Genomic DNA, 24,126 nt, shown 5'->3' with positions numbered 1-24,126 from the left:
TTCCTCAACGGTCGGCGAGACGGGCGGCGACGACTGCCTGCCCCAGGGCCAGACCGCCGTCGCCGGGCGGGACCATCGTGTGCCGGACGACGGTGAACCCGTCCTCCGCGAGCCCGGCGGTGCACATCTCGTCCAGGAGGGCGTTGGTGAACACCCCGCCGGTGAGCACGACCGTCCGCACGCCCGTGGCCCGGTACGCCGTGCGACAGGCGGCGCGCACCGCGCCGGCGACCGCCCGATGGAATCGGGCGGCGATCAGTGGGGGCTCCGTCCCCGCGCGCAGATCGGCCACGATCGCCGCCAGCAGCGGCGCGGGCTCGCCGAGTTCGAAGGCATAGCCCTCCCGCACCCGGCCGGCGGTCACCGCCGCGGCCTCCAGTTCCACGGCGGCCTGGGCCTCGTAGCCTGCCCGATGGCAGATGCCCACCAGCGAAGACACGGCATCGAACAGCCGCCCCACGCTGGACGTCGGCGTGCAGCCGAGGCCACGTGCCAACTGGATGTCCAGCAGGCTCAGTTCCTCCGGCGAGCAGGCGGTCGCACACGGCAGGTCGGACGACCAGGCGATACCGGCCGCGCGCAGGTGCGAGAGGGCCATCCGGTACGGGTTGCGCACCCCCGCGTCACCGCCGGGCAGGGGTACGTACGCCAGATGCGCCAGGCGGCGATAGCCCGCGTAGCCGGCCAGTAGCACCTCGCCGCCCCACACGGCGCCGTCGTCACCGTAACCGGTGCCGTCGAAGGCGACACCGATGACCGGCTCGTCCAGTCCGTGCTCCGCCATGGCGGAAGCGATGTGGGCGTGGTGATGCTGGACCAGGGTGAGCGGCCGGCCATCGCGGCGTGCCCAGCGCGTGGACCGGTAGCCGGGGTGGCGGTCGGCGGCGACGCGGACCGGCTCGACGCCGGTGAGCGCCCGCAGATGGCTCTCAGCGCGCTCGAAGGCCCGCTGGGCGGCCGGGCCGTCCAAGTCGCCGGTGTGGGCGGACAGCCAGGCGGAGTCGCCATCGGCCAGGCACAGGGTGTTCTTCAGGTCGCCACCGACCGCGAGAGTCGGCCGGACCGCCACCGGAAGGCGGATCCGCGCCGGGGCGTAGCCTCGCGAGCGGCGGATCGGCAGCGGCGAACCGTCCGCGCGGACCCGGACCACCGAGTCGTCACAGGCCACCGCGATGGGCCGGTCGTGCCACAGCCACGCGTCGGCCAGTCCGTCCAGGCGGAGCATCGACTCCCGGTCGTCGGTGACCAGTGGCTCGCCGGAGATGTTTCCGCTGGTCACGACCAGTACATCGGGGCCGGGTGGATCGCCCGGAAGGCCGAACAGAAGCCGGTGCACAGGGGTGTAGGGCAGCATGACCCCGATGTCCGGGCTGCCCGGACAGACCTGCGGTGCGAGCGGAGACGGGTCCCGGCGGCGCAGCAGCACGATGGGACGGGACCGCCCCACCAGAACGCGGCGCTCCCCCGGGCTGAGATGGCCGAGCCGGGCGGCGGTGCCGGGATCGGGCGTCATCACGGCGAACGGCTTGTCGCCACGGGCCTTCCGGCGTCGTAGTTCGCGCACGGCCGTCTGGTCGGTGGCGTCGCAGACCAGGTGGTAGCCGCCGATGCCCTTGACCGCGAGGATCGCTCCGGCCGCCAGCATCCGCCGGGCCTCGGCCGATGCGGCCCCGCCGTCCCGGCGTACGGCGCCGGTGAGTCTCAGGCGTGGCCCGCAGGCCCAGCAGGCGACCGGCTGGGCGTGGAACCGCCGGTCGGACGGGTCCGTGTACTCCGCCGCGCAGTGCGGACACTTCGGGAACGCCGCCATGGTGGTCGTGGCCCGGTCGTAGGGCGTCGCGGTGGTGATGGTGAAGCGCGGGCCGCAGTCGGTGCAGGTGATGAACGGGTGCCGGTGGCGGCGGTCGGCCGGATCGGCCAGCTCCGTCAGGCAGGCGTCGCAGGTGGCGGCGTCGGGTGGGACCAGGGTGCGGCCGTGGCCCGTCGTGGAGGCCACGATCGCGAAGCCGGTGGCGCCGGTCGGTGCCAGCTCGGATGTGGCCACCGAGACGATGTCCGCCAGCGGGGGTGCGTCCGCCGTCAGCCGGTGGCAGAAGGCGGCCACCGCGTCGGGACACCCCTCGATCTCGATGTGAGCCCCCGCTGGGTCGTTGGCCACCTGCCCGGACAGGCCCAGTTCGGTGGCCAGGGCATGGACGAAGGGACGGAAACCGACCCCTTGCACCACACCGCCGACCGCCACCAGACGTCGGACCGGCCGATGAGGCCCATTCGTCGTGTCCCGCTCCGCCGCGGCGGAGCGGGACACGACGAATGGCTGCTCCATGGGCACGGCGCTTCCGTCCGGTGTGGTCATGAGCCTGTTCGGGGTTCCGGCCATGGCACGAAGTCCGTCTGCCCAGGCCGTCCGTCATGTTAGGAACCGGACCAGCTGCCGTGGGAAACCACGCCCGCGCGGCGGCCCACGGCACCCCGAACGGCCCAGGCGGCGAACCACGTTGCCCAGCGGCGGACTACGCGCTTCCCCGGTCGTCGGTCAGCGCTCTCGCGTGCCGAAGCCGGTCGTGCGCATCGTCGACGGCCTCGGCCACGTGGCGGATCAGCTCGGGGAGCGCGTCGGCCACCGCGGTGCCGAGCCCGCGGCCGAGGCCGAAGTCGCCCCCTTCCACCGCGTGCACCACCAACTCTCGGGGCATCCGGCCGAGCGCGGCGGCCAGTGCGAACGTCTCGCCGAGCCCGAGAGCGTGGGTACTGGCGGAGCGTGCGGCGCATCGCGCGGCCTGCTCCGCCGTCAGGGTGTGCAGTCGCCCCGGCTGCCCGGGGTGGGCGTGCACCACCTCGACCACGACGACGGCGTCCTGAGGGCGCCACAGGCCGAGCATCCGGCCGGGCTCGCCATCGCTGTCGGTCAGCAGCGTGTCCTTGGGCGGGTTGGCACGCAGTGCCTCGATGACGGCCGGGCCGGCACCGTCGTCCCGGCGGAACGGATTGCCCACGCCGATGACCACCACCCGGCCCGTCATCCGTGCTCCACCGTCAGGTCCAGGAAGTGAGCGGAGCAGGAGATGCACGGGTCGTGGTTGCGGACGGCCCGCTCGCACAGTGCCGTCAGCTCCCCGTCGTCGGCCGGCTTCCCCGGCCCGTCCAGGCGGGACTGCACCTGGCGGCGGAGGTCGTCTTCGATGGCGGCCTGGTTCTGCGCGGTGGGCGGCACGATACGGGCGAGGGTCAGGCTGCCGTCCGCGTCCATGGCGTAGCGGTGGTAGAGCAGCCCGCGTGGTGCCTCGGTGGCCGCGCAGCCGGTCGCCCGGCGGGGTGGTACCTCGACGTACGGCCGCGGCGGCGGCTCGTAGGCGTCGGTGATCCGCAGCGCTTCGGCCACGGCGTGGACCACTTCGACGGCGCGGACGATGATGCTCCGGTACGGATTGCGGCACACCGCGCCGGTGGCCGGATCACCGAGCCCTGCCTCCCGCGCCGCGTCGAGGGCCGAGGGGTGGAGCCACTGTCCGCTGACCGCGTAGCGGGCCAGTGAGCCGGTCAGGTAGTGGTGGCCGTCCAGTCGGGACACCAGGGCGGTCGAGTGAGGGACCTGGTGTTCCACCACATGGCGCTCGAATTCCTCCACCGCGAACGCCCGTGCCGGGTCGGCGCCGGCCGAGCCCGCGTCGGCGGAGGCGGGCAGGACGGCCGGGGTTCCGGAGTCGATGGTGTACCGGCCGGGGTCGCACATCGCCAGCAGCGGGCCGTCGTAGGAGGCGTCGGGGAAGTCGAAGCCGGCCACCCAGCGCACGGTCTCCAGTGCGTCGTCGTGTGCCCGGCGCAGCCGCTCGGCCAGGGGAACCAGTTCGGCCGGGGCGGGCACCCGGTAGAAGCCTCCGACGCGAACGTTGATCGGGTGGATGGCGCGGCCGCCGAGCTGCTCCATGATGGCGTTGCCCGCTTGTTTGATCCGCAGACCGCGTTCCACCGCCGCGCGGTGCTCGCGGGCGAGTTCCACCGCGCTGGGGTGGCCGAGGAAGTCGGGAGCGTGCAGCAGATGGATGTGCAGGGACTGGCTCTCGATCCATTCGCCGTAGTAGAGCAGCCGCCGCAGCTCCGCGAGCCGGCCGTCGACCGTCACCCCGCAGGCCCGTTCGATGGCCTGGCAGGACGTCATCTGGTAGGCGACGGGACAGATCCCGCAGATCCGTGCGGTGATGTCGGGCGGCTCGTGGTGGCCGCGGCCGACCAGGAACGCTTCGAAGAAACGCGGCGGCTCGTAGATCCGCAACCGCGCCTCGGCGACCGCCCCGTCGCGGACGGCCAGGTGGAGGGCCGCTTCGCCCTCCACCCTGGCGAGTGCGTCCAGACGCAGAACACGGGATCCGCGGTGGCTCATCGGGGGCCTTCTTCCGCCGGGGGCTCGGGGACCTCCTGGGCCGCGAGTTCCGGTACGGGGCCGTATTCGGGTGAGGCCGCGTTGAAGGTGCGGAAGACCCGCACGATGTCCCGCTCGGTCATGCCGTCGTGCCGCAGCTGGCGCACCATGGACTCCAGATTGGGGTGGGTGACCGGCCCGAAGCAGCCGTAGCATCCGCGCCCGTAGGCGGGGCACAGGGCGCCGCACCCGGCGTGGGTGACCGGCCCCAGGCACGGGATGCCCTGCGCCACGGTGATACAGGTCGTGCCGCGCCGCTTGCACTCGAAACAGACGCTGTGGCCCGGGACGTTCGGCTTTCGCCCGGCCAGAAACGCGCTGATCACCTCCAGCAGCTGGCCACGGTCGATCGGGCAGCCGCGCAACTCGAAGTCGACCGGCACGTGCACCGAGATGGGGGTGGAGGTGTCCAGGGTGGCGATGTACTCCGGGCTGGCGTAGACCGCGGCCCGGAACTCCTCGACGTCCGCGAAGTTACGCAATGCCTGGACGCCCCCGGCGGTGGCGCAGGCACCGATGGTGACCAGGCGGCGGGAGATCCGCCGGATGTGGTGGATGCGCCGGACGTCCTCGGCGGTGGTGACGGACCCCTCCACCAGGGAGAGGTCATACGGCCCGGTCCCCGCGAGGGTGGCCGGCTCCCGGGAGTCCTCCGCGCCGGACATCTCCAGGAAGTGTGCGACGCGCACCCGGCCGGTGAGCGGCAGCAGTTCGTCCTCGCAGTCGAGCAGGGTGAGCTGGCAGCCGTCGCACGAGGCGAACTTCCACACGGCGAGGGAGGGACGGGGGTCGGGTTCCATGTCACAGCTCCCTGACGGCGAGCAGGGGCCGGGCGCGGTCGTAGCCGATCACCGGGCCGTCCCGGCACAGCAGCAGCGGTCCGAGCTGGCAGTGCCCGCAGTGGCCGGTGCCGCAGCGCATGTTCCGCTCCAGCGACACCTGGACGCGGTGTGCCGGGAGGCCGCGGGCGAGCAGCGCCCGGGCGGTGTGCCGGATCATCACCTCGGGTCCGCAGACCAGCGCGGTGGTCCGGTCCGGGGCCGGCTCGACCCGGTCCAGCAGGGTGGTGACCACGCCCACGCTCCCTCGCCAGCGGACGCCGGCCCGGTCCACGGTGACGTCCACCTGCGCCGAGGCGCGCCTCCAGTCCTCCAGTTCCTCCCGGTAGAGCAGGTCCTCGGGTGTGCGGGCCCCGATCAGCACGTGAAGGCGGCCGTAACGCTCCGGGTGGTCGAGTACGTGGCGCACCACGGGACGCAGCGGGGCGAGCCCGATACCGCCCGCGACCACCAGGAGGTCGGATCCGGCCGCCGCGTCGAGATCCCACCCGGTGCCGTAAGGGCCGCGCAGGCCCAGCGCGTCCCCCGGCCGGAGGCGGCTCAGCGCGCCGGTGACCGCGCCGACGGCGCGCACCGTGTGCACCAGGCGGTGGCCGCCCTGGATCGCGCTCACCGAGATCGGCACCTCGCCGACGCCGAAGGCGTACATCATGGCGAAGCGTCCCGGTGAGAAGCCGGGCAGCGCCCGTCCCGTGGGCGTCACCTCCAGCGAGACGCAGTCGGCGTTCTCCGCCGAGACGGCGCTCACCCGGTAGGGCAGGGGCACGGTGGTCATGGCGGAATGCTTCCGTGCGGTGTGTACAGGTCGAGCAGCCGCAGCCGGGTGGCCTGGAGCCGGTCGGCGATCAGCGCGGCGCAGCGCAGCATCAGCTCGTATCCGAGTTCCGGATCGGCCTCGCACAGCTCACGCACCTCGCCGGCGTCGAATTCCCAGGTCCGTACGGGTCCCAAGGCCCGGGCGCCCAGATGCCAGCGGTATGGCGGGAAGATCCACGACCATCCGAGCTGCTGCCGGGGCCCGAGGGTCTCCACCACTTGGGGCCGACGGCCGGGGACATACACGTCCAGGGCGACCTCGCCGGAGCGGATCAGCCAGAACCGGTCGGCGACGCCGCCCTCCTCGAACAGCCTGCTGTCCGGGCGGAAGTCGCGCTCGTCGGCGAGGCTGAACAGCCGTTCCCGCTGGAGTTGCGGGAGGGTGTCCAGCAGCAGTGGCCACGCGGTCATCGCGGCTCGTCCTCCGTGCGCCGGGTCCAGTCGTGCAGGGCCGCGGCCTCCTCGGTGATGTCGATGGCGACCGGACACCAGACGATGCACCGCCCGCAGCCGACACATCCCGACGAGCCGAACTGGTCGTACCAGGTGCCCAGTTTGTGGGTCAGCCACTGCCGGTAGCGGCTGCGCGGCGAGGCGCGCACCGGTCCGCCCGGCAGGTATGAGAAGTCCAGGTCGAAGCAGACGTCCCAGACTCGCCAGCGTTCGGCGTGGTCCCCGGTCAGGTCGGTGACGTCCTCGGTGGTGGTGCAGAAGCAGGTGGGGCACACCATGGTGCAGTTGCCGCAGGTCAGACACCGGGAGGCGACGTCGTCCCAGCGGGGTGCGTCCAGCGTCTCCGCCATGAGCCGGTGGAGGTCGGTCTCCGGCATCGTGCGGCCCATCCGGTCGGCCGCGGACGCGACGGCGCCCACGGCGGCCTGGCAGACGGCCTCGGATGCCGGTTCGCAGGGCAGCTCAGCGAGGATCTCGGCCCCCTCGGGGCTACCCGCGCGGATCCAGAACCGGTGCCCCTCGTCGTCGACCAGTTCGGTCAGCACCAGGTCGTAGCCGGGACCGGCGGCGGGCCCGGTGCCCATCGAGACGCAGAAGCAGGTCCCCCCGGGCTCGGTGCACTCGACCGCCACCAGGAACGCCCCGGACCGCCTGCCCTGATAGACCGGGTCGGTGTGCGGCCCGGCAGTGAGAATCCGGTCCTGGATGGCGATGGCCCGCAGATCGCAGGAGCGGACACCGAGGAACGCGAAGCGCGGAGGCGCGGTGTCGTCCGTCTCGATGACCAGCTCGCCGCCCGCCCGCTCGGCCTTCCACTGACGTACCCGGGCGGGGTGCAGGAAGGTCTTCCACGATTGGGGGCCGGCCGCGTTGGCGAAGGCCGCGCCGTCCGCCCGCGACCGCAGCCGGTACCGTCCGGCTTCGAGGTCCACGCCCCATCCGTAGGGCAATTGGCCGGCCGACTCCAGCTCGGCCAGCACGATGGCACCGTCCCGCACCGTGGGGCCGACCACGGTGAACCCGCGCGTCAGCAGTACGTCCACCAAGGCTGCCAGGCCGTCCTTGCCGAGCACGGCTCCGCCGGCCGGGGAGGAAATCGATGTGTTCACTCCGCCCCGCCCCACCCATCGACCGCGTTCGACAGGCACTCGCTGCCGCGGCCGGTGACTGTCCATGCCATCGTGCCCTCCTCGCCCGGCCGGACCCGCGTCCTGACGCCTCGGGGCTCGCCGTCAACACCTGCGGGACCCATCTGCGCACATCTCCCGTGAGACGCGCGGGAAGTCCGCCTCCGACACGGCCGTGATGGACCGGACCGGACCATCGGCACCACCCTGCGGGCGTATCGGCTCCCGCTCCCCCGCCGGCATGGTCGCTCGTGCCGTACCGACACGGACCGTGCGCCGCACCCCTGCCGGGGAACGGACGGGAGCGTCCGGGCCCCACGGCCGGGGCTGTGAGGAGGCACGGTTCGGGCCGAGGTCACCGGTCGCGCGCGTACGGGACGGTGATGACCGGGCAGCGCGCGTGGTGCAGGACGCCCTGACTGACGGAGCCCAGCAGCATGCCGGTGAAGCCGCCGTGCCCGCGTGTGCCCACGATCAGACCCAGGGCGTGTTCGGACGCCTCGGTGAGGACCTGGACCGGGTGTCCCCGCACGACCTCATGGTGCAGTTCAACCTCCGGATGAGTGGCGGTACGCCCGGCCACCGTCTCCGACAGCACTCGGCGGCACTCCTGGACGGCCGCCTCCTCGTCCAAGGCTCCGAGCATCGGAGGGTGCCACACGTAGAGGGCCCGCAGGACGGCGTTGCGCCGGGCGGCCTCATCGAAGGCGATGTCGACGGCGGCCGCGGAATGAGGGCTGCCGTCGACTCCGACCACGAAGTACGGCTGTTGCTGGGTGATGTGCTCCGGCTCCGGCACGACCACCACGGGGCAGGGCGCCTGGGCGATGAGCGGCAGTGTGACGGCGGCGGAGGCGAAGAGCTCCTGGAGAGCGCTCAGGCGCCAGGAACCGAGCACGACCTCGGTGGCGTTCTGCGCCTGCTCACGCAGCACCCACGCGGGGTGCCCCTCCGCCAGCAGCCCGGACACCCGCACCCGCGGGTGCCGGGACTCGACGAATTCCACCGCCTCGTTCAGCAGGCGATCCCCCGTCGCATGCAGCGCCTCGTTCCACTCCTCCCAGGTCGGGGGCCCGCCCGTCGGCCGGTAGCCGGGGGTCGGCACGTTCTGCGCGAGGACCAGCAGCAGCGGCAGGCGGCGCCGGTCCGCCGCGTCGGCGGCCCAGGCGAGCGCCGTGCGTTTGCCGGGGTCGGGATCGATACCGACCACGATCGGGGAAAGCCCTCCTGTACGCGTCATCGCCGACTCCCACGTTGGTTGTTCGACCGGCTCGTCGTCCCGGACCTACGGGCGGCGTCGGTCACGGCAGCCGTCTCTGTCCGGGCAGGGGGCCGGTCGTGGTCACGAACGGACATGCGCTTCCCGGCCCGATGGGCTCCGGTCGGCCCCTTCGCGGGCGGGGGTGCGAGGCATGCGCTGGAGAGCGGCATGGTTCCCATCTGGCGGGACGGACGAGGGCGTCCGTCCCCCCACAGTGCCGGTGCCGCGGCCGGCTCAGGCTTGGGTGATCTCAATGTGCTGCGGCTTGGCCGCCTGGGCCTTGGGCACGGTGACGGTCAGCACCCCGTCGACCAGCGTTGCCTTGATCTCGTCGGCCTTGACATCGGCCGGCAGCAGTGCCCGGTACTCGAAGCGGCCGGTGCGCCGGGTGCCGTGGCGCAGAACGCCTTCGCCCTCGCGTTCTTTGTACTCTCCGGAGATGCACAGCTCCCGCTGGCTGATTTCGACGTCGAGGTCCTCGCGCTTGATCCCGGGCAGCTCCGCCTCGACGAGGTAGGCGTCGTCCGTCTCCCGCAGGTCGGCCAGGGGCGGGAAGGCCCTGACCGTGGGCGCGGTACCGGTGGCCTCCAGGAAGCGGTTCATCCGCTCCACGATGTCGTCGAACTCGGCGGCCATCGGATCACCCCAGCCCAACGCGTGGAAGGGCCGTTCCAGCAACTGGCCGGGCCGGCGGTGTATGGGCAGTGCCATCGCGGTTCACCTCCGCGAAACAACGGGATTCGGATCATTTCCATGGTGCGCGCCTCCACCTGACCCGGCGAATCGAGCATCGAGGGCCGTGGCCACGCGCCTCTGCCCCGATTCCCGGCAAGCACGGAAGCCACGCCCTCGTCGTTCCTTCGCGCCCGGCCGGCGAACCGCCGGTCCATGAGCGAGCGGCTCATAGCGGTTGCGGCGCTGAACCGACGTCAATTTCTGCTCCGCGCCAGAAGCACCACTGTCGAGGAAGCCGGTCCGCGAGGGGCGGGGCGCTGGCCGTGCACGGAGAGCCTGTGGCGATGAGCATGGAAAGTGGAATATATCGATGCGAGGAGGGTGCCATGAAGCGATCGGCATCACTGCACGCTCCTGAGATCCACGTGGAGGCCCGGGGGCAGGTGCTGCCCGGCGCCGTCGAATACGCCCGAGAGAAGGTACGCACAGTCATCGGCCGGACACGGAGGCCAGTCCTGTTCGCCCGCATCAAGCTGACCCACATGGCCAACCCCGCCGTGGAACGACCGGCGCTCGCCCAGGCCAACCTGGACGTCAACGGGCAGCCCGCCCGCGCACACGTCGCCTCCGCAACCATGACCGAGGCCATCGACCTGCTCCAGGACCGGCTCGCCACACGGCTGGAGCGCCTGGAGGAGCGCTGGGAGGCTCGCCGAGGTCGCAGACCCGCGCCCGGCCCGCACGAGTGGCGGCACGGCAACGAGCCCGCCCACCGCCCCGACTACTTCCCACGCCCGGCCGAGGAACGCCAGGTCGTGCGGCACAAGTCCTTCTCCCTGGTCCGCGAGTCACCTGACGAGGCCGCCTTCGAGATGGAAATGATGGATTACGGCTTCCACCTGTTCACCGACATCGGCACCGGCGAGGACAGCGTGCTGTACCGGTCCGGCCCGACCGGCTACCGCCTCGCCCAGGCGCACCCCCACCCACACCTGGCCGGCCCGGTGGCCGTGCCGCTCACCGTCAGCGACGTTCCCGCCTCCCGGATGAACGTGGGCGAGGCGAAACAGCGGCTGGACATGACCGGGCTCCCGTTCGTGTTCTTCACCGACGACACCACCGGGCGGGGAAACGTCCTGTACCACCGCTACGACGGCCATTACGGCCTGATAGTCCCCACCGAGTAGCGGCCCCGGGACAACCGCCCCGCCGAACCCGTAAGGAGCCACGACATGGCACAGAACCACACCCCCGAAGCCGATGCCACCCCTGGGCTGGAAGCCCGCCTGAGCCAGCTTGAGGCACAGACGGCAACGCTGGCCGAGGCCGTGCGGGCACTCGCCCGCGGATTGGAGAACATCCCGTCCCAGGACACTCCGCCCGAGGAAGCGGCACACGGCGCACGACTCGCCCACGAGCTCCTGCTCTCCCAGGGACTGTAGCCGCGCTGTCGCGCCGCGAGACGACACCCAGCGGCCACACCGTCGCCCTCCGGCTGCCGGAACAGCTTCCCTACGTCCTGGCCGACACGGCCCTGCTCACTCGTTCAGAGAGGACCGGGGGATCGGGCAGCGTGCCCCGGGGACCGAGGTGCGGTCCGCCGAAGTCCCTCATAGTGGCCCAGGCGGAAGCGCCTTGGGCCCGGTCGGCAGGGTCGGCGGGGCCTTCGGCCCATGGCGCGTCCGTTCCCACCCGTCCGATCATGGGAGGGCGGGTCCGGAGACGAGGCGGTGAGGGACATGTCCGACGCGACCACGACCGACCTCTACGAGGTCACGATGGCGATGGCGTACCTGGACGAGGGCATGACGGCCCCGGCCACGTTCAGCCTCTTCGTCCGGGACCTGCCGCCCGACCGTGGTTTCCTGGTCAGTGCGGGTCTGGAGTCGGCTCTGGGCTTCCTCTCCGCCTTTCGCGTCAGATCCGAGGACGCGCGCACCTTCGCGGAGGTGCTGCACCGTCCGTCCCGGGACCTGGCGGCTCTGACCGGCCTGGAGTTCACCGGCGAGGTAAGGGCGATGCCCGAGGGGCGGATCGCGCTCGCGGGGGAACCACTGCTGGAGATCACGGCCCCGCTCCCCCAGGCGCAGCTGGTGGAAACGTACGTCCTCAACCAGCTCAGCCACCAGACGGCGATCGCCTCGAAGGCCGCGCGCTGTGTGCTCGCTGCGGCGGGCCACCCTGTCGTGGACTTCTCCCTGCGGCGGACGCACGGACCGGAGGCAGGATTCCAGTGCGCCAGGCTCGGCGCGATGGTGGGGTTCGCGGGGACCAGCAACGTGGCCGCGGCAGCCGCCTGCGGTCTGCCGGCCGTCGGCACGATGGCCCACTCGTTCGTGGAGGCGTTCGCGTCGGAGGAGGAGGCGTTCCGCGTCTTCGCCCGTACCCATCCCGGACCGGTGACCCTGCTGGTGGACACGTACGACACCAAGCAAGGCGTCCGCACGGCGGCACGCGTGCTGAGCGACCTGGGACGCGGCCCCGGCTCGGCCGTACGGCTGGACAGCGGCGACCTCGGCTCGCTGGCGGCCACGGCCCGCGCGATCCTGGACGCCGCCGGACTGCCGGAGGTGCGCATCATCGCCAGTGGCAGCCTCGACGAGCACGCGGTGGACCGGCTGGTCCGGTCCCAGGCTCCGATCGACGTCTACGCGGTAGGGACGCGGGTCGGCGTCTCGGCGGACGCCCCGTACCTGGACTCCGCGTACAAGATGGTCCAGTACGACGGTCGGCCGGTCATGAAACTCTCTACGGCCAAGGTGACCGCTCCGGGACCCAAACAGGTCTACCGCCGTCCGGGACACCCCGATCTGATCGCCCTCCGCGACGAACCGCCTCCACCTCACAGCACGCCCCTGCTGGAAACCGTGATGCGGCACGGACGGCGCACTGTCCCCCGCCCCACACTCGAGGAGGGCCACACGCGCTTGACCGCCGATCTGGCCGACCTCCCGCACGCAGCCCGGCTCATCGAGCACCCGATCGCGCCGGAAGCCGTCCAGTCCGCATCACTGACCGCACTCTCCCGGCAGGTACGCGACCGTATCCAGAGGCGCACTGCCACCGGCCTCCGTAGCGATCCGCATCGGCTTGACCGCGTCTGAAGCAATGCCCGCGGCCACCCCATGGAGCTCAGGCGGGTGCGTAGGTCAGGCAGTCGGCTTCGGTCTGCTGGTAGCCGACGGTGATGCCGGGGGCACGGCATTCGAAGTTGGCGTTGTGCCGGCAGTCGGACATCTTGCAGGCGCCGACCCGGCCGGTGGCGGACGCGTCGCCGCCCTTGGCCGGGGAGGTGAAGAAGGTATCGCAGTGTGCGTGACCGGGGTCGCCCACGGTGATGGCCAGAGCGTGGCAGGCGCGGTCCCTGTTGTAGGCGCAGTCCTCGACCGCGCATTCGCTCACGACGGGCATTTCCACGATGACGGTCTCCTCGTATCGGCAGGTCTCTGCGGCTCGTCGACGACGAGCGGCAAGCGGCTGATGTGAGCATGGGCCCACCTGGTCGAGCCTGGTCGTCAGCGCCGCCGACGACCGGCGGACTTCCTCCGAACGGGGCAACCGCGCCTGGACCGTCCCGGGTGCCCTGAACGGACGGCGTCCCTCGCGGCAGCGGCCCTGGCGGGGTGCCGGGCGGCGTGCGGCATGCCGCCGCGGCTCCTGTGACGGGGCAGTGGTGCAGCGCGGCGGAGTGCGCGGCCCACACCAGGGCACGCAGGCTGCGGCCGGAGCCGTCGACCCCGACCACGATCGGATCAGTCATTGCCTTGCTTCCAGCTACCGCAGGTGGTCCCCCAACTCCTCCGCGTCCGCGGTGCGGCGACGGCGGGGCCGCTCCGGCGGACCGTCATACTCGGGCGGCGGGTAGGGGCGCACGGAGTGGTGCCAGGTCCACGTCCACACCAGCAGCCCCCGACTCCGACGCCGGTCGGCGGCCCTGGGACGCCGCCGCGCGCACCGCGAGGCGCGACGTCAGCCGTCTCCTGTCCTCGGAACTCACCCCGTGCCAGAGGTGAGGAAGTCGGCGCAGCCGGACAGTGTGGTGAGCCGCGGCGTGTCCTCGTCCTCGATGCGGACTCCCGTGCGCTCGCTGAGCATCTCGATGAATCTCAGGAAGTCCAGCGAATCGAGTTCGAGGGCCTCGCGGAAGGGGGTGCCTGGGCGCAGTGCGGCGAGGTCGGCACCGGGCACGACCTGCGTAAGGGACTCCTTGACGACGTCGACTGCTTCGGTGCGGTTCACAGCTCCTCCGGATGCTGCAGGAAACGGTCGATCGCGGTCAGACAGCGGGCCCCGATGGCGCCGTCGGTCGCCCGGTGGTCGGCGGACAGGGTGGCAGTGACCGTCGGCCGCACGCCCAGCAGTCCGTCGACCGACGATGGGCGGTCGACGACGCGTCCGAACCCGATGAGGGCCACTTGCGGCGGGTAGATCACGCCGAAGACAGCTTCCACGCCCTGATCACCGAGGTTGGTGACGGTAACGGTGGGGTCGGAGACCTCGGACCCGCGCAGCCGCCCCTCACGGGCCCGGGTGACCAGGTCCTTCAGTCCGGCCATCAATTGCGGGAGGGCAAGTGTGTCGGCGTCGTGCAGCGCGGGGGCGACGAGTCCGCCACCGCGCAGGGAGACCGCCACGCCCAGATGCACACCATCACCCGCGGTGAAGTGGTCGTCGGTCCAGAAACCGTTCAGCTCGGGCACTTCCCGCGCCGCCAGGGCCGTGGCCTTCAGCAGCAGGGCCGCGGGGAGCAGCCGCTCACCCACCGGACTGCGCCTGTTGTGCTCACGCAGCCAGTCCATCGCGGTGGCCATGTCGACGGTCGTGGACAGGTAGTAGTGCGGGATGTCCCGTTTGGAACGCGCCATCAGGCCGGCGATCGTCCGGCGCATGGTTCCGGCTCGGTCGTCAGCCGTGCGCACCGGTGCCGCGCGGCCGCTCACCGGGGCGGCTACGGGACCGGGGGCAGCCTTGCGTACGTCATCGGCCCGGACAGCGCCGTTCTTACCGGTCCCCGTCACGGCGGCGAGGTCAACTCCCAGTTCACCGGCCAGCCGTCGCGCGAGCGGGGTGATCCGCACGCGTGACCCCCGGGCGGCGGCCCGCTCGACATCGGCGCGGGTGATGCGCCCCTGGGGCCCCGAGCCGAGGAGGGCCTCCAGGTCGACGCCACGCTCTTGCGCCAGTTGCCGGACCAGGGGCACGGCTTCATGAGGGGCGTGCCCTTCGGGGGGACGGGCGGCGGGCGGCTCGTGGACATCGGCGGAGACCGGCTCGGGCGGGGGTGGCGGGACCGGTTCCGGTGGGGGCGTGACCTTCGGCTTGCGGCGGTGCGGCCGTTTCCTCCCGGGCTCCTCCGGTTCCCCCGCCGCCGTTTCGATCAGCGCGAGCGGGGTGCCCACGGGCACCGTCGTTCCTGGCTCGACCAGCAGCTTTCCCACTGTTCCGGTCTCGAAGCACTCGACTTCGATCAAGGACTTCGCGGTTTCGACCACCGCGACCGCATCACCCCTCCGGACTCCCTCGCCGGGGCGCACCAGCCACTCCTGGAGCGTGCCCTCGTCCATGTCGGCTCCCAGTGACGGCATGGTGAACTCGGCCACGGTCAGTCCACCGCCCGGTGCGCCGCCGCCACGACATCGGCGGCCTGCGGCAACGCGGCCTCCTCCAGCCGTCGGGCATAGGGCATGGGGCACTCGGCGCTGCACACCCGTTCGACGGGCGCGTCCAGTTCGTAGAACGAACCCTCGGCGATCCGTGCGGACACTTCGGCGGCCAGGCTGCCGGTGCGCCAGGCTTCGTCGACGACCACCGCACGGTGCGTACGGGTCACCGAGGCGGCGATGGTCTCTCCGTCGAGTGGCCGCAGTGTCCGCAGGTCGACCACCTCTGCGCTGATGCCTTCGGCGGCCAGCTCGTCGGCTGCCATGAGCACCTTGGGCAGCGAACCGCCATAGGTGATCAGGGAGATGTCGGTGCCGGGTCTGCGGACCGCGGCGTGGTCCAGGTCCACCGGCGCGGCGGGCGGGCCGAGCTCGCCCGAGGCGTTGTAGAGAACGCCGTGCTCGAAAATCAGGACCGGGTCGGGGTCGGCCAGCGCGGCGGCCGGCATGTGGCGTGCGTCCTCAAGGGTCGCCGGGGCGACCACCCGGATGCCGGGAATGTGGGCGTACCAGCCCTCCAGGCTGTGCGAGTGCTGCGCCGCGAGCTGACGGCCCGCCCCCGTCGTCATGCGGATCACCAGGGGAACGGGCAACTGACCGCCGGACATGTGGAGCAGGGTGGCGGCGTTGTTGAGGATCTGGTCAAGGGCGAGCAGACTGAAGTTCACGGTCATGATCTCGACGATCGGCCGCATCCCGGCCAGAGCGGCGCCGATGCCCGCGCCGACGAACGCGGACTCCGACAGCGGGGTGTCGCGGACCCGCTCCGGTCCGAACTCCTCCAACAGTCCGAGGCTGACGCCGAAACAACCGCCGTACCGTCCCACGTCCTCCCCCATCAGGAACACGCGGTCGTCGGAGCGCATGGCCTCGCGGAGGGCCTCGCGCAGCGCTTCCCGGTAGGTGGTCTTCCGCTCATCCGTCCGGCTGGTTCCCATGGCCTCAGCTCACCTCCGCCGGTGCGCTGGTGACATGGCGCAGCAGGCTCTCGGCCGGCTCCTCCGGCGCCCGTTCGGCCGCTTCGACCGCGCGGTCCACCTCATCGCCGACCCGGCGTTGCCACGCGGCCAGCTCCTCGTCGTCCAGTTCGCCGCGGTCGCGCATCCGGTCCGTGAGCCGCCCGATCGGGTCCTGTGCCTTCCACTGCTCGATCTCCGCCTTGTCGCGGTAACGGTCCGGGTCGTACATCGAGTGCGCCCGGAACCGGTAGGTACGCAGTTCGAGGAAGTGGGGTCCGGCGCCCGCACGGATCGCCTCGGCGGCCCGGCGGGCCGCGGATTCGACGGCCTCGGCGTCCATGCCGTCCACGGCCCAGGAGACCATGCCGTACGAGGCGGCGCGCAAGGCAAGGTCGGTCTGTGCCTCGTGGCGCTCCAGGGCCGTACCCATGGCGTACCGGTTGTTCTCACAGACAAGGAGCAGCGGCAGATTCCACAGCGCGGCGAGGTTCGCGGTCTCGTGGAACTCGCCCTCCGCGAACGCGCCATCACCGAAGAAGCAACAGGTGACGAGAGGCTGTCCGCGCATCCGGTCGGCCAGCGCGAGCCCGGCAGCCAGCGGAATCCCGCCGGCGACGATCGCGTTCCCGCCGTAGAACCGGCGGCTGGCGTCGAAGAGGTGCATGGACCCGCCACGGCCCCCGCTGCACCCGGTCGTCCTGCCGTACATCTCGGCCATGACGGCTTCGGCCGGAATACCGCGGGCGAGTGCGTGGCCGTGCTCCCGATACGTGGAAACCACCGCGTCGTCCGGGGTCAGAGCCTCGTTGACGCCGACGGCAACGGCCTCCTCCCCGATGTAGAGGTGGACGAATCCCCGGATCTTCGCGGCGCTGTACAGCTCGACGCACCGCTCCTCGAAGCGGCGTATGCGCAGCATGGCGTGCAACAGGTCGCGGCGGTGTGCGGCCCCGGGCCGGCCGGCGGAAGAACCCTCGCCGCTCTTTCGCACGCTCTTCGATGGCCTGGCGTTCTTCGCCGGCTTCGACGCCTCGGTGGTTTTCGCGGTCTTGCGCGTCCGGGTCTCACGGGTCGGGCTCATGCTGGTCCCTCCAGGGTGGACAGGTCGCCGGTGGGCAGGCCGAGTTCCCGGGCGCGCAGCACTCGGCGCATGACCTTGCCGCTGCGGGTCTTGGGCAGGTTCTGGTCGAAGGCGATCTCGCGGGGCGCTACCGCCGGGCCCAGTCGCCGGCGGGCGAAGGCCAGCAGATCGCGTTCGAGAGCTGGGCTGGGCTCGATGCCGGGGCGCAGTGACACGTACGCCTTGACGAGGTTCCCCGCGACAGGATCAGGCCGTCCGATCACTCCGGCCTCGGCGACCGCGTGATGTTCCATGAGTGCGCTCTCCACCTCGAACGGCCCGATCAGATGGCCCGCGGACTTGATCACGTCGTCGGCACGGCCCACGAACCAGAACCAGCCGTCGGCGTCCTGGCTGACCAGGTCGCCCGTGAGATACCAGCCGTCGACGAACGCGGCCTCGTACCGCTCCTTGTCGTGCAGGTAGCCGCGGAACATCGACGGCCAGCCCGGCCGCAGCGCCAGTTCTCCCTCGGCCCCCGGTCGGTCCTCCACCCTCACCCGGCCGCCGGTGACCAGCGCCCGGCCGTCGTCCCCGCACTTCAGGACCGCCGCCTCGACACCTGGCAGCGGGCGTCCCATCGAGCCGGGGCGAATGTCACAGGCCACGAAGTTCGCGATCATGATGCAGCCGGTTTCGGTCTGCCACCAGTTGTCGTGAACCGGAAGTCCCAGCACCTCGCGTCCCCAGACCACCGCCTCGGGATTCAGCGGCTCGCCGACCGAGGCGATGAACCGCAGACGGGACAGGTCGTAGGAGGCCGGCAGGTCGTGGGAACCCTGGCGGGGCGTGGCCCGCATCAGCATGCGCAGCGCCGTGGGCGCGGTGTACCAGACGCTCACCCGCTGCTCCTCGAGGATCCGGTACCAGCGCCTGGCGTCGTAGTCGCCCTCGTCGACGACGAGCGTCACACCGTGGACGAGCGGGGCGATGATGCCGTACGACATGCCGGTGACCCACCCGGGGTCGGCGGTGCACCAATACACGTCCTCGGGGTGCAGGTCGAGCGCATAGGCGGCGGTGGCGTGGTGGGCGACCACCGCCTCGTGGACGTGTACCGCGCCCTTGGGGGTTCCGGTCGTGCCACTGGTGAAGTGCAGCAGCGCCATGTCCTCCGGTGAGGTCGGCGGGATGGTGAACCCTTCCGTGGCATCGGCCATCAGCTCGTGGAAGGAGAGTGTGCCGGGCAGTTCCTCGCCACCGGGACCGACGATCAGCACATGGTCCAGTCCCGCAAGGGACGCACGGCGTTCGCCTACCTTGCGCCGGTAGAGCGCCGCGGTGGTCACCAGGACCCGCGCATCGCCGAGCCTCAGCCGCTGTTCCACCGGGTCGGGGCCGAAAGCGGAGAACAGCGGACAGAGGACGCTGGTGTTCTTCAGCGTGCCCAACACCACCGTGTACAGCTCGGGGCAGCGGCCGAGCAATGTGAACACGCGGTCGCTCCGGCCGACGCCCAGCGAGCGCAGGACGTTCGCGAAGCGGGCGGTGCGCCGGGCCAGTTCGGCGTAGGTGACGGTGTGTACGCCGCCGTCCCGGGCAACACAGCGCAGCGCGCTCTTCTCGCCCTCGCCGGAGCCGACGTGCCGGTCCACCGCCTCATAGGCGATGTTCAGCCCGCCGCCGGGGAGCCCGGCCAGCGCGGCGCGCGCCCGCGACCAGGTGAACTGCGTCCGCGCCCGCTCGTAGTCGGCGAGATTCGGCGGGACCTGCGGCGCGGGGTCCTTCCGGAGCGTCTCCCAGGCCATACGGCGTCCTTCCAATCTCTGCCATGTACTCATTCGTGAGGGATCACGGCGACCGGGCACGGCGCATGGTGCGCGGCCGCCTGCACCACGGGGCCCAGGCGCGGCGCCAGAGCCTGCCGGTGCCTCCGCCGGCCGATCATCACCAGACCGCTGTCGCCAGCCGCCCGCACGACGGCCTGAGCCGGACTCTCGAGCCGGACCTCACCGATGGCACGCACCCGGGGAAACTTCTCGCGCCACGGCCGCAGCACCTCGTCCAGGTCCCGCTGGGCGCTCGCGGCGATGTCCTGGGCGGCACCGGCCTCCACACCCCACGGGCCGTACGCCTGCATCGGCAGGCTCCTGCCGTGGACGGCGAGCAGAGGCACGCCGCGGGTGAACGCGGTGACATAGGCAAACTCCAGGAGGTTGTCCTGAGGGCCGTGCAGGCTCAATCCGACCACCACAGGCCGCTCACGGCCATCGGATGCCCGTCCCTCCCCCTCCTCCGTGCCCGCGCGCACCAGGACTACCGGCCGCTCGGCCCGGGCCACGACGTACAAGCTGATGTCGCCGAAGAAGAAGCTCGCCGCCCGCTCCAGCCCTCTCGAGCCGAGCACCAGCATCCGGGACCGCGTCGCCGCGTCGAGCAGGGCCCTCTCGGCCTCCTCAGGGACCAGCTGCTCTTCGATGCGCAGAGCCGGGTGGAGTCCGCTGAGCTCCGCATGCGCGTCGTGCACGATCCGCTTCGCCCAGTAGTTCTGGTCATCCGCCGCAGGACTGTCGGGCGTGGGCGGGGACAGCAGAATCCAGGCATGCAAAAGCCTCAGCCCGAGTTCGCGCCGCTCCGCCTCATCGGCAGCCCAGCGAGCGGCGGCAAGGCTCTCGGCCGAGCCGTCGAGACCCACGGTGACGACTTGTTCCATGACGTTACTCCACCTCATGGGAAGCCCCTCACCTTGAGGAGTACCCCCGGGAACCGAAAAGCCTCGCACATCATGAAATGTGAATTTCGACACAAATAGGGTAATTCAGTCATCTCTGTGGGCCCCTTCGGCCCTGTCATGAGGTGCGCCCGTGCCCGACCGTAGGTGGGTAGGCAGCTCAGCTGCACGCGGTCGTCACCGTGGTCACCAATGTGCGAGCCGGCCTTGTCCACGTGCTGAACCGCCAGAGGTACGCGCGGTGGGGTACCGAGCGGGGATCTGCTGGAGCCTCAGTGGTCCGGGAGGCCACGCTGAGCGATGGCGTGCCTCGCCACCCACATCAGGCAAGGAGCGAACGATGCCGCACACGGTGGAATGGAAGGTCCGCCTTCACCTCTTCGAAGACGAGGGAATGACGAAGGCACGCGTGGTACTCGACACGAAAGACACCTCGCTCACCGGCCACGGGACGGCCCGGTGCAATCCCGAGGACACCGACGTGCCCGAGATCGGCGACGAGCTGGCGGCCGGGCGGGCACTGCACGATCTGGGTGACCAACTGATGGGCGCCGCGGAGCTCGATGTCAAGGGCGTCGGCGCCTCACCACGCCCCCAGGCTCATGCGGCGTGGGAATGGCCCGCCTGATCAACCGTCCCATCGCCGCATGCGACGTATCCCACCGGCCGCCGTCCTCTCAAGTGACGGTGGCGGGCCCCTCGGTGTCGCCGGTTCCGTAGGCGATGTGCTCCGAAATCAACACCACCCGTCCACTCCCGCCTGACGCGGGTGGAGCCGGAGCGCGGCAAGTCATCGCTGGGGGACGACCGCGACGGGGCAGCCAGCGTGGTGCGCCACGGCCTGCCCGACGGGCCCCAGCCGGGGCCCGAGGCCCGGCCGGTGCGGACCGCGGCCCACGACCATCAGCGCCGCCCCTGCCGAAGCGCCCACCAGTCGCCGGGACGGGCTGTCCGACACGATCTCCTCGAACACCCGCACACCGGGGAAGTTGTCCCGCCACCGCGCCAGCACATCACCCAGCGTCCGCTCCGCCTCCTCCTGCGCGTCACTCAGCTCCACGTCGACCGCCCAGGGCGCCACGTCCCGGATGGCGGGGACCTTGCCGGCGTACATGACCCGCAGCGCCGCACGACGCCAGGTGGCGGCCTCGAAAGCGAACTCCAGCACCTCGTCGTACGGCCCCCGGAGCTGTACGCCCACCACCACATCACCGCGCCGGATCTCGGCGCCCTGCGCCCGCACCAGAACGACGGGGCACGCGGCGCGGGCGGCGAGCTCCACTCCAACGGAACCGAGGAAGAACCCGGCGACCGACCCGATCGACCGGGAACCGACCACCACCATCTGCGAGCGCTCCGCCTCGCTCAGCAACACGGGCGCCGGGTGGCCGGGAATCTGGGCCGTGAGGATCTCCAGGCCGGGGTCCTCGATGTCCAGCTCAGCCCGTGCCGCGCGCAGAGCCTGTTCGGCCCAGTACTGCCAGGCCACCTCCCGGCCCGGGGCCGGCTCCCGCTGACCGGGTCCCGGCCATGCGTTCACCAGGCTCAGCGGCGCATCGCGCAGCCGCGCCTCACGGGCGGCCCAGCCGGCCGCGGCCAGGCTCTCGGGTGAACCGTCGAGTCCGACGGTGACGGGGCGCGCCATCGGTGCCTCCTTCATTGCGCAGACCTGGTTCCATGGGCCGCTTGACCGCGCGGCAGCCGGAGGGCGCAGTTGTCGCCGGGTGCGAGGGTGAGGGTCCGGTCGGGCAGCTCCAGCCGGATCGGCGCTTGCTCCGAATGGGGGACGTCGATGCGCAACCGGTCGCCGTCGAGGCGCAGGCTCACCCCCCGGTGTCCGCGGAACTGGAGGGAGAAGCGGAAGGCGGACAGTTCCGGCAGCGGGACCGGGTCCAGCCAGAGCGCTCCGTCGCGGGTCTCCAGGCCGGTGAGTCCGCGCTGCACGAGGTCCAGAGTGCCGGCCATGGCGCCCAGGTGGATTCCTTCCGGGGTGGTTCCCCCTTGGATGTCCGCGACATCGGACTCCAGCGCCTGTCGGCAGTACGTCCAGGCCGCCGAGCGCTTCGCCCGGGCGAGCACCCAGCCGTGCACCAGGCTGCTCAGGGTGGATCCGTGGCTGGTGCGGCTCAGGTAGTACTCCACGGTCCGGCGCCAGGTCTCGTCGTCCACCGCGTATCCCAGGCCGCGGAAGATTCCGGCCAGCTCCGCCGGTGGGAAGAGGTAGCCCAGCATGAGGACATCGGCCTGCTTCGACGCCTGGTAGCGGTTGACCGAGTCTCCCTCGGCCTCGAGGATGCGGTCGAGCCGTCGGATGTCGCCGTACCGCTCGCGGTAGGCGTCCCAGTCCAGCTCGGCGAGGTTGCCGTAGCGGTCGAACTGGCTGATGGTCCCCGCGTGGAAGGGGACGAACAGCCGCCGGGACACCTCGTCCCAGCGTTCGAGTTCACCGTGCTCCAGCTCCAGCCGCTCGAAGAGCTCCTGACGACGCCACGCCGGCAGGCTCCGGGCAACGTCGAGCGCCCGGCCGAGGACCCAGCCGGCGGTGACGTTGGTGTACGCGTTGTCGTCCAGGCCCGGCCGGGAGGCGCCGGGGTAGCCGTCGTGGTACTCGTCCGGGCCGACTACTCCCCGGATCCGGTAACGGCCGAGGGCGGTGTCGAATTCCGCTATGTCTGCCCAGAAACGGGCGATCTGCAGGACCATTTCGGCGCCCTCGGTGTGCAGGAACTCGGTGTCACCGGTGGCCTGGTAGTACTGCCACACGTCGTACGCCACCGCGGAGTTCACATGGTGCTGCAACCGGGAGTGGTCCGGCAGCCAGTGGCCCGACTTCGGGTTGTAGTGCAGCCGCGGTGTCTCCTCCCGGCCGTCGCTGCCGCTCTGCCACGGGTACATCGCTCCCCGGTGTCCCGCATCGCGGGCGGCGCGGCACGCCTGTGGCAGGCGCCGGTGGCGGTAGCGGAGCAGCCCCCTGGAGACCTCGGGAAAGTGCAGGTTCAGATAGGGCAGGACGAACAGCTCGTCCCAGAAGACGTGCCCCCGGTACGCCTCGCCGTGCAAGCCCCGTGCCGGGACGCCCACGTCCAGGTCGGCGGTGTGCGGTGAGAGGGTCTGGAGCACATGGAACAGATGGAGCCGGAGGATGCGGCCCGGTTCCCCGGGCACGTGGAGTTCGGCGCGCCGCCACAGCCTGGCCCAGGCCGCGGCGTGCGAGGTGAGCAGTTCCGGAAAGCCCCCGGCCGCCTCCGCACGCTCCACCGCCGCCCGCAGCGGATCGCCGATCGCGAGATCCCGTGACGTGTGCAGCGCGACGACCTTGTCCACGGTGACCGGCCGGCCCGGCTCGACGGGGATCACCAAGCCGTGGCCGATACGGCGGCGGCCGGTACGCAGACAGGACGACTCGGGCTCCGCCCCCACAACCCGTGTGCGCGCGGCGAGCGCGACGCCGACGTCCGACGTTCCGGTCCGACACCGCAGCCATACGGCGCCGGATTCGGCCTCACCGGTCCGCACCTCGGTCAGGTGCTGCTCGCTGAGCCCTTGGTAGCGGCGCACGTTTGCGTTGCGCACATCGCCGTCCAGCGCCGATTCGACCTCGACCCGTCCCGACCAGCCCTCCACCGTCAAAACGGTCCGCAGCGCGGCCACGTGGGGATCACCCATGTGGACCAGCCTGGTCTGCTCCACGCCCAGCCGGTGCCCGGAGTGGTCGCGGTAACTGATCGTCCGGGTGAGCGTCCCCATACCCATGTCCAGGACCTGCCGGTAGTCGAGCAGCAGGCAATGCTCCGGGGAGAACCACGCGCCGGTGGTGCCGTCCTCGGGCAGCGGCCGGAGGCGCAGCGGCAGCCAGTTCGGCAGGTTGACCATGTCCTCGTTCTCGACCTCGTGGCCCGAGATCTCAGAGCGCAGCCGGTCGTAGCAGCCCGCCACATACGTCCCCGGGTAGTGCACCGGGCCGGGCCTGCTCTCGGGCGCCGCGCCACGGGTCGCGGTATAGCCGTTCCCCAAGGTGCACAGCGCCTCCCGCAGCCGCTCGGCGGCGGGATCGTAGCCGCGGTACTCCCAGGTCCACTCCGACACGGGGCGCTCATCTCCTCGTCCAATGATGCGAACCCCGCG

The 24,126-nt window shown here is 71.5% G+C and carries 22 protein-coding genes; 4 read left to right on the top strand and 18 right to left on the bottom strand.

Translation table 11 applies throughout. The annotated features are described in order from the left end of the window. Positions 1-4: 4 nt before the first annotated feature. From hypF to ACZ59A_RS38575, 9 genes are all read right to left on the bottom strand, one after another. A complete protein-coding gene (hypF, locus tag ACZ59A_RS38615) occupies positions 5-2,326 on the bottom strand; it encodes a carbamoyltransferase HypF (RefSeq protein WP_470968838.1) in 2,322 nt (773 codons plus the stop codon). Positions 2,327-2,513: 187 nt separating this feature from the next. Then, entirely contained in the window at positions 2,514-3,023 is a 510-nt protein-coding gene (locus tag ACZ59A_RS38610; RefSeq protein ID WP_470968835.1) for a hydrogenase maturation protease, read from the bottom strand. Then, positions 3,020-4,381: a Ni/Fe hydrogenase subunit alpha gene (locus tag ACZ59A_RS38605; RefSeq protein WP_470968833.1), complete on the bottom strand. Its 1,362-nt coding sequence runs from the start codon at positions 4,379-4,381 to the stop codon at positions 3,020-3,022. The genes ACZ59A_RS38610 and ACZ59A_RS38605 overlap by 4 nt, the downstream gene beginning before the upstream one ends. After that, complete coding sequence (locus ACZ59A_RS38600; protein ID WP_470968830.1) at positions 4,378-5,220, bottom strand: NADH-quinone oxidoreductase subunit B family protein; 843 nt, start codon at positions 5,218-5,220, stop codon at positions 4,378-4,380. The genes ACZ59A_RS38605 and ACZ59A_RS38600 overlap by 4 nt, the downstream gene beginning before the upstream one ends. Before the next feature lies 1 nt (position 5,221). Next, entirely contained in the window at positions 5,222-6,034 is an 813-nt protein-coding gene (locus ACZ59A_RS38595) for an FAD/NAD(P)-binding protein (RefSeq protein ID WP_470968828.1), read from the bottom strand. Next, a complete protein-coding gene (locus tag ACZ59A_RS38590; RefSeq protein ID WP_470968827.1) occupies positions 6,031-6,486 on the bottom strand; it encodes a cyclic nucleotide-binding domain-containing protein in 456 nt (151 codons plus the stop codon). The genes ACZ59A_RS38595 and ACZ59A_RS38590 overlap by 4 nt, the downstream gene beginning before the upstream one ends. Continuing rightward, positions 6,483-7,637 carry a 4Fe-4S dicluster domain-containing protein gene (locus ACZ59A_RS38585; protein ID WP_470968824.1) on the bottom strand — a complete coding sequence of 385 codons (1,155 nt, stop codon included), beginning with the start codon at positions 7,635-7,637 and terminating at the stop codon, positions 6,483-6,485. Before ACZ59A_RS38585 ends, ACZ59A_RS38590 begins: the two co-directional genes overlap by 4 nt. A gap of 373 nt (positions 7,638-8,010) precedes the next feature. Next, positions 8,011-8,895 (bottom strand): universal stress protein, encoded by an 885-nt coding sequence (locus ACZ59A_RS38580; RefSeq protein WP_470968822.1) that lies wholly within the window; start codon positions 8,893-8,895, stop codon positions 8,011-8,013. Between the two features lie 255 nt (positions 8,896-9,150). Then, positions 9,151-9,627: an Hsp20/alpha crystallin family protein gene (locus ACZ59A_RS38575; RefSeq protein ID WP_470968819.1), complete on the bottom strand. Its 477-nt coding sequence runs from the start codon at positions 9,625-9,627 to the stop codon at positions 9,151-9,153. Positions 9,628-9,977: 350 nt separating this feature from the next. Here ACZ59A_RS38575 and ACZ59A_RS38570 point away from each other — a divergent pair, with 350 nt between their 5' ends. The 3 genes from ACZ59A_RS38570 (at position 9,978) to ACZ59A_RS38560 (ending at position 12,695) form a co-directional block, all read left to right on the top strand. Continuing rightward, positions 9,978-10,778, top strand: a complete 801-nt coding sequence (locus ACZ59A_RS38570; protein ID WP_470968817.1) for a ribosome hibernation promotion factor — start codon at positions 9,978-9,980, stop codon at positions 10,776-10,778. 45 nt (positions 10,779-10,823) lie between these two features. After that, entirely contained in the window at positions 10,824-11,033 is a 210-nt protein-coding gene (locus ACZ59A_RS38565; RefSeq protein WP_470968814.1) for a hypothetical protein, read from the top strand. A gap of 297 nt (positions 11,034-11,330) precedes the next feature. Next, positions 11,331-12,695, top strand: a complete 1,365-nt coding sequence (locus ACZ59A_RS38560; RefSeq protein WP_470968811.1) for a nicotinate phosphoribosyltransferase — start codon at positions 11,331-11,333, stop codon at positions 12,693-12,695. A gap of 28 nt (positions 12,696-12,723) precedes the next feature. Here the strand turns inward: ACZ59A_RS38560 and ACZ59A_RS38555 are convergent, their stop codons facing one another. From ACZ59A_RS38555 to ACZ59A_RS38525, 7 genes are all read right to left on the bottom strand, one after another. Beyond that, the gene (locus ACZ59A_RS38555) at positions 12,724-13,002 is read right to left on the bottom strand and encodes a DUF1540 domain-containing protein (protein WP_470968882.1); all 279 of its coding nucleotides are present in this window, start codon (positions 13,000-13,002) and stop codon (positions 12,724-12,726) included. A 582-nt stretch (positions 13,003-13,584) separates the two neighbouring features. Beyond that, positions 13,585-13,830, bottom strand: coding sequence for an acyl carrier protein (locus ACZ59A_RS38550; RefSeq protein WP_470968809.1), 246 nt, complete (start codon positions 13,828-13,830; stop codon positions 13,585-13,587). Then, positions 13,827-15,191, bottom strand: coding sequence for a dihydrolipoamide acetyltransferase family protein (locus ACZ59A_RS38545; RefSeq protein ID WP_470968807.1), 1,365 nt, complete (start codon positions 15,189-15,191; stop codon positions 13,827-13,829). Before ACZ59A_RS38545 ends, ACZ59A_RS38550 begins: the two co-directional genes overlap by 4 nt. A 2-nt stretch (positions 15,192-15,193) precedes the next feature. Beyond that, entirely contained in the window at positions 15,194-16,189 is a 996-nt protein-coding gene (locus ACZ59A_RS38540; RefSeq protein ID WP_470968804.1) for an alpha-ketoacid dehydrogenase subunit beta, read from the bottom strand. Between the two features lie 4 nt (positions 16,190-16,193). Beyond that, the gene (gene pdhA / locus ACZ59A_RS38535) at positions 16,194-17,129 is read right to left on the bottom strand and encodes a pyruvate dehydrogenase (acetyl-transferring) E1 component subunit alpha (protein WP_470968880.1); all 936 of its coding nucleotides are present in this window, start codon (positions 17,127-17,129) and stop codon (positions 16,194-16,196) included. 158 nt (positions 17,130-17,287) lie between these two features. Continuing rightward, a complete protein-coding gene (gene acsA / locus ACZ59A_RS38530) occupies positions 17,288-19,078 on the bottom strand; it encodes an acetate--CoA ligase (RefSeq protein WP_470968802.1) in 1,791 nt (596 codons plus the stop codon). A 29-nt stretch (positions 19,079-19,107) separates the two neighbouring features. After that, on the bottom strand, positions 19,108-19,983 hold the full coding sequence (locus ACZ59A_RS38525; protein WP_470968800.1) for a universal stress protein: 876 nt from the start codon (positions 19,981-19,983) through the stop codon (positions 19,108-19,110). A gap of 358 nt (positions 19,984-20,341) precedes the next feature. Between ACZ59A_RS38525 and ACZ59A_RS38520 the strand changes: the two genes are divergently transcribed. Then, entirely contained in the window at positions 20,342-20,629 is a 288-nt protein-coding gene (locus ACZ59A_RS38520) for a DUF1876 domain-containing protein (RefSeq protein ID WP_470968798.1), read from the top strand. A 162-nt stretch (positions 20,630-20,791) separates the two neighbouring features. Here ACZ59A_RS38520 and ACZ59A_RS38515 read toward each other — a convergent pair whose 3' ends face one another. After that, a complete protein-coding gene (locus ACZ59A_RS38515; protein ID WP_470968796.1) occupies positions 20,792-21,646 on the bottom strand; it encodes a universal stress protein in 855 nt (284 codons plus the stop codon). 11 nt (positions 21,647-21,657) lie between these two features. Beyond that, the gene (locus tag ACZ59A_RS38510) at positions 21,658-24,087 is read right to left on the bottom strand and encodes a glycoside hydrolase family 65 protein (RefSeq protein ID WP_470968793.1); all 2,430 of its coding nucleotides are present in this window, start codon (positions 24,085-24,087) and stop codon (positions 21,658-21,660) included. Positions 24,088-24,126 lie beyond the last annotated feature (39 nt).

The organism is Streptomyces sp. NPDC040405, from assembly GCF_055595765.1.
The sequence above is the reverse complement of the archived record's forward strand: the minus strand, read 5'-3'. Positions and strand labels throughout refer to the sequence as shown.